Origin of the sequence: Roseicyclus sediminis, assembly GCF_025515305.1 — a bacterium.
Classification (GTDB): domain Bacteria; phylum Pseudomonadota; class Alphaproteobacteria; order Rhodobacterales; family Rhodobacteraceae; genus Roseibacterium; species Roseibacterium sediminis.
On sequence record NZ_JAOPHT010000033.1, the window covers coordinates 1 to 5036 of the forward strand.

At 69.9% G+C, this 5036-nt stretch carries 6 protein-coding genes; all 6 read right to left on the reverse strand.

Going from position 1 to position 5036, the window contains the following annotated elements; all coding sequences use genetic code 11:
• Nucleotides 1–32: 32 nt before the first annotated feature.
• A complete protein-coding gene (pcaG, locus tag N8I71_RS20520) occupies nt 33–632 on the reverse strand; it encodes a protocatechuate 3,4-dioxygenase subunit alpha (protein ID WP_262879913.1) in 600 nt (199 codons plus the stop codon).
• A complete protein-coding gene (pcaH, locus tag N8I71_RS20525) occupies nt 632–1357 on the reverse strand; it encodes a protocatechuate 3,4-dioxygenase subunit beta (protein WP_262879914.1) in 726 nt (241 codons plus the stop codon). The genes pcaG and pcaH overlap by 1 nt, the downstream gene beginning before the upstream one ends.
• Nucleotides 1350–1733: a 4-carboxymuconolactone decarboxylase gene (pcaC, locus tag N8I71_RS20530; protein WP_406676408.1), complete on the reverse strand. Its 384-nt coding sequence runs from the start codon at nt 1731–1733 to the stop codon at nt 1350–1352. The genes pcaH and pcaC overlap by 8 nt, the downstream gene beginning before the upstream one ends.
• Before the next feature lie 17 nt (nt 1734–1750).
• On the reverse strand, nt 1751–2920 hold the full coding sequence (gene pobA, locus N8I71_RS20535) for a 4-hydroxybenzoate 3-monooxygenase (protein WP_262879916.1): 1170 nt from the start codon (nt 2918–2920) through the stop codon (nt 1751–1753).
• Between the two features lie 135 nt (nt 2921–3055).
• The gene (locus tag N8I71_RS20540; RefSeq protein WP_262879917.1) at nt 3056–3568 is read right to left on the reverse strand and encodes a hypothetical protein; all 513 of its coding nucleotides are present in this window, start codon (nt 3566–3568) and stop codon (nt 3056–3058) included.
• Nucleotides 3561–5036, reverse strand: a 1476-nt coding sequence (locus tag N8I71_RS20545) for a glycine cleavage T C-terminal barrel domain-containing protein (RefSeq protein ID WP_316249273.1), incomplete at its 5' end; no start/stop codon positions are given. The genes N8I71_RS20545 and N8I71_RS20540, both read right to left, overlap by 8 nt.

Sequence of the window (5036 nt, forward strand, 5' to 3'; positions counted from 1 at the left end):
CGCGGCGGGCCTTCGGGCCCGCCGCCTTCTGGTCAGAGGTCGAGGAAGACCGTCTCTCCCTCGCCCTGCAGGCGGATGTCGAACCGGAATTCGCCCGCGCCCGTCCGCTTCGCGATCAGGGTCTGGACGCGCGGCCGCTGTTCGATCCGCGACAGAAGCGGGTCCGCCGTGTTGTCCTCATCCTCGAAGTAGATACGGGTCTGAAGGCCCGTGTTTATGCCCCGCGCCACGATCCAGAGCGAGATGTGAGGCGCCTGCATCCGCCCGTCGCGCAGCGCAACGCGGCCGGGCCGCACGGTCTTCAGCGTGAATTCGCCCGTCTCCCTGTCCGCCGCGAAGCGGCAGAAGCCGCCGACGCCGGGATCCGCGCCCTCCTGTCCCGGAAAGAGCCCCGCGGCATCGGCCTGCCAGCTTTCCAGCATCGCGTCGCGCAGGGGCCAGCCCGTCCCGTCGAAGATGGCACCCCGGATCGTGAGCCGCTCACCCTTCGCGTCGTCGCGGATCGGGCTGAGGCCGAGGTCCTCGGGAAAGACGCCCTCGACGCCGGCGAAGGTCGGGATGCAGCCGATGTGAACGAAGGGGCCGGCCGTCTGGCTGGCCGTTTCTTCTAGAAGATCGCGTGCGGTCGTCATCACATCCCCTCCGGGCGGTTCTCGAACATGGTCTGGCGGCGTCCGCGCAGCACGATGTCGAAGCGGTAGGCGAGGAAATCCATCGCGCGGGAATTCTGCAGGTCGAGCGACGCCACCAACCGGTCGATCTGTCCCCGGTCGCGCACAGTATGGACGATGGGGCAGCGTTCGATCAGGGGGTCGCCCTCGAAATACATCTGGGTGATGAGCCTTTGCCCGAAGGCATGTCCGAAGACGGAGAAATGGACATGCATCGGCCGCCAGTCGTTCGCGCGGTTCGGCCAGGGATAGGCGCCGGGGCGGATGGTGAGGAACTCGTAGCGCCCCTCGGCATCGGTCAGGGTGCGTCCGCAGCCGCCGAAATTCGGGTCGAGCGGTGCGAAATAGGTGTCCTTCACATGGCGGTACCGCCCGCCCGCGTTGGCCTGCCAGATCTCGACGAGGGTTTCGGGCACCGGCCGTCCCGTCTCGTCCAGAACGCGGCCGAAGATGCGGATACGCTCGCCGATCGCGGGCGCGGTGCCCCGGCTGAAGTTCAGGATCAGGTTGTTGTCGAGTGCTCCGATCAGCGAATGGCCGAAGCGCGGACCGGTCTCCTCCGACGGTGTGCTTTCCATCGACAACAGCGGCAGGTTCGGAGACCGCGTGACGGAGGTCTTGTAGTCGGGGTCATGCGCGACGGGATGCAGTTCCCGTCGGCGCGGCATCAGCGGGGCATCAGTCATCGCCACCATCCTCCATCTCGGCAAATGCCTGTTTCGCAAGCTTTATCGCGTGGTTGGCGCGTGGCACGCCGGCATAGACGGCGACATGGAGAAAGGCCTGCATGACATCGTCGCGTGATGCTCCCGTTCGCGCCGTGGCGCGAACATGCATCGGGATTTCCTCGAAATTCCCGGTCGCGGCCAGGATCGCGAGGGTCAGCATCGAACGCTCGCGCCGGTCGATCGTGTCGTCCGACCACAGCCGCCCCCAGGCGCCCTCGGCGATCATCTCCTGGAACGGGGCGTCGAAGTCGGTCTTGCCGGCCTCCGCCCGGTCCACATGCGCGTCGCCCAGCACCTCGCGGCGCGTCTTCATGCCTTGCTCGTAACGGTTCATCACCCCTCCCGCCTGCCTCAGTAGGGCAGGCCCACGTAATTCTCGGCCATCGCCGCCTGCGCGGCGGCGTTGGTCCGGAGAAGGTCGATCTCGGCCTCCTGCATGCGGCGGTCGAAGCCCGTCTGACCCGGAAACCGGTGCGTGAGCGTGGTGAACCACCACGAGAACCGCTCGGCCTTCCAGACCCGCGACAGGGCGCGCGCCGAATAGGCGTCGAGGCCGTCCATGCCCCGGCCGGCATAATGATCCGCAAGCCCCTCGTGCAGGTAGTGCACGTCCGAGGCCGCGAGGTTCAGGCCCTTGGCCCCGGTCGGCGGCACGATATGCGCCGCGTCCCCGCACAGGAACAGCCTCCCCCAGCGCATCGGCTCGCTCACGAAGGAGCGCAGCGGCGCGATGGATTTCTCGACCGACGGGCCGGTGACGAGGCGTTTGGCCTGATCGGCGGGCATGCGGCGCTTCAGTTCCTCCCAGAAGGCCTCGTCGCTCCAGTCCTCGACGCGTTCCTCGAGGCTGCACTGGAGATAGTAGCGGCTGAGATTGGCATTCCGCATCGAACACAGCGCAAAGCCCCGTTCCGAACTGGCGTAGATCAGCTCGTCGTTCACCGGGGGCGTTTCCGACAGGATGCCGAGCCAGCCGAAGGGATAAACCTTCTCGAATTCGCGGCGCCGGTCGGCCGGGATCGTCGTGCGGCTGACGCCGTGGAACCCGTCGCATCCCGCGATGAAATCGCACTCGATCCGCAGCGTCTCGCCGCCCCGGGTGCAGGTCACGAAGGGAGTGTCGCTGTCGGCGTCATGGATCGCCACGTCCTCCGCCTCGAAGAGGGTCGGCGCGCCGTCGGCCTCGCGCGCGTCGTAAAGGTCGCGCGTCACCTCGGTCTGGCCGTAGACCGTGACGGCGTGGCCGGTCGCGCCGACGAAATCGACGCGGAACATCGTGTCGTCGAAGGACAGGAGGGTCCCGTCGTGCCGCAGCCCCTCACGCATGAGCCTTTCGCTCACGCCCGCCTCGGTCAGGAGCGCGACGAGACCGCGTTCGAGCACGCCCGCGCGGATCCGTCCGAGAACATGGGCCTTGCTGCGCCGTTCGAGGATCACGGTGTTGATCCCGCGCCGGTGCAGCAGCCGCCCCAGCAGGAGCCCCGAGGGGCCGCCGCCGATGATGGCGACCTGCGTTCTCATCGCCGGGGCGCGCCGTTGGCCGCGCGCCGTCCGATTGCCGTCCCCATGGCCGTCCTCTTCCCTCAGGCGTCCCCACCACCCGCACGGACTATACCCTGACCGCGCCCGGACGCGATGGCAAATCCTGCAGGCCGTTCAGAGCGACACGGCGAGACGGCCAAGCCGGTGCCAGACCGCCGCGGCCTCGGGTCCCGGAACCCAGAGCCGCCAGCCCGCCCCGTCCGCCTCGCCGGCCACGAGCGCCACAGTCCCGACGCAAAGCGCAGCCGCCGACGGCGAGCCCGCCTCCGCCGACAGGCAGGCCGAGCGCAAGACGCCCGCGCGCGGCCCCGCAACGGACAGGGCGAGGTATAGGTCATCGGCCGCGCTGGCCGCGAACCCCTCCCGCCAGCCCTCCACCCCCAGCGGCGACGCCGTGCAAAGAAGCGCCCGGTCCCGCGCGATCCGCAACGCGAAGCCGCCCTGTTCGGGCAGGGGGCCGAGCAGCCCCAGCATCGGCCTACCCGGCGCGAGATGGGCAATCGCCGCATCCAGGTCGCCCGAGACGAGCGTCGCCCCCTCGGGCGCAAGGCAGGTGATGCAGAGCCCTTCGGCCTCGATCCGGTCGCCGGGTGCGGGTGTCATGCCGGTCCAGTCGCGTTTATCCACGAAGCCGCCCTCCCTCGGGGTCGAAGGCGCAGGGCGCGGTCACGTCCGCCTCCAGCATGCGCCCGAGATGGAACAGCGGCACGCGCTCGCCGATCCGGTCGCGTCCCCCCTCGATCATCGCCAGCGCGATGGGCCGTCCGAGGGCGGGGCTGAAATAGCTGGACGTCACGAAGCCGAGCGAGCGCCGCGTCTCGCCAGCGGTCACGACATGGGCGCCGGTCGGCAAGGGCTCGGCCCCGGCGACGGCGAGGCCCACGAGCTGCCGCCGGTCCGGCCGCATGGCCTCTGGCGTGAAGAGCGACCGGCGACCGAAATACTCGTCCTGCCGCCTCTCGCGCGGCCCGCCCCAGCCAAGGTCGTGCGGCATCGTGATCCCGTCGGTGTCCTTGCCGATGACGATGAAACCCTTCTCGGCACGCAGGATCATCACCGCCTCGAGCCCGATCCAGGACGCGCCGATGCCGGCCCGCGCCGCCTCCAACGCGGCATGGAGGGCGGGCCCGTGACGCGCCGGGACCGACAACTCGCAGGACCAGTCGCCGGTGAAGCTGACCCGCGCGGCGCGCAGCGGCACCTCGCCCCAGCGGGTCTCGATCACCGACATGTGGGGCAGGGCCGTGGCGTCGGTCAGCGCGCCGGGAAGCCCGGCGGCGCGGATCAGCTCCGGGGCGGCGGGCCCCGTGACGGTGAGCGTGACCCATTGCGCGGTGACGTCATGCAGGAAGACGGCTGAGGGATCGAACCGGTCCTGCCGCGCCTCCTCCAGGATCATGCGGACGGAACCGACATGGGACGAGGAGGCCGAGACGATGAAGCGGTCCTCGGCCATCCGCAGGACGACGCCATCATCATGGACGACGCCCGTCTCCGACAGCACGAAGCCATAGCGCGCGCGCCCGGGTGCCAGCGTCGACATGCGCACGTAGCCGCAGAAATCGACCAGTTCGGCCGCGCCGGGCCCCAGAACCTCGATCTTGCCGAGCGGCGAGGCGTCGTAGAGGCCCGCGACCTCTCGGGCCATGCGCGCTTCTTCCTGCGCCGCCCGCGCCTCGTCGGGGCCGTGGCAGGCGGGCCGCAGCCAGCCGCCGTATTCCCGGAACCGCGCGCCCGCCGCGCGGTGCTGCGGCTCCAGCGGCAGGCGCTTGAGCGGGTTGAACGCCTCGCCCCGCCGCATCCCGCCGATCACCGACAGCGGGACGGGCGCGAAAGGCGGGCGATAGGTGGTTGTCCCGGTCTCGGGGATCGTGCGGCCGGTCAGCGCCGCCATCGCCGCGAGGCCCGCGAAGTTCGAGGTCCGGCCCTGGTCGGTGGCCATGCCGAGCGTGGTGTATCGCTTCAGGTGCTCGACCGAGCGGAACCCCTCGCGCGCGGCGATTGCCACGTCCTTCAGCGTCACGTCGTTCTGTGGATCGATCCATTGGCGGCCCTTCAGGCCGGGATCGGGCCGCATGGGCAGGATCTGCCAGTC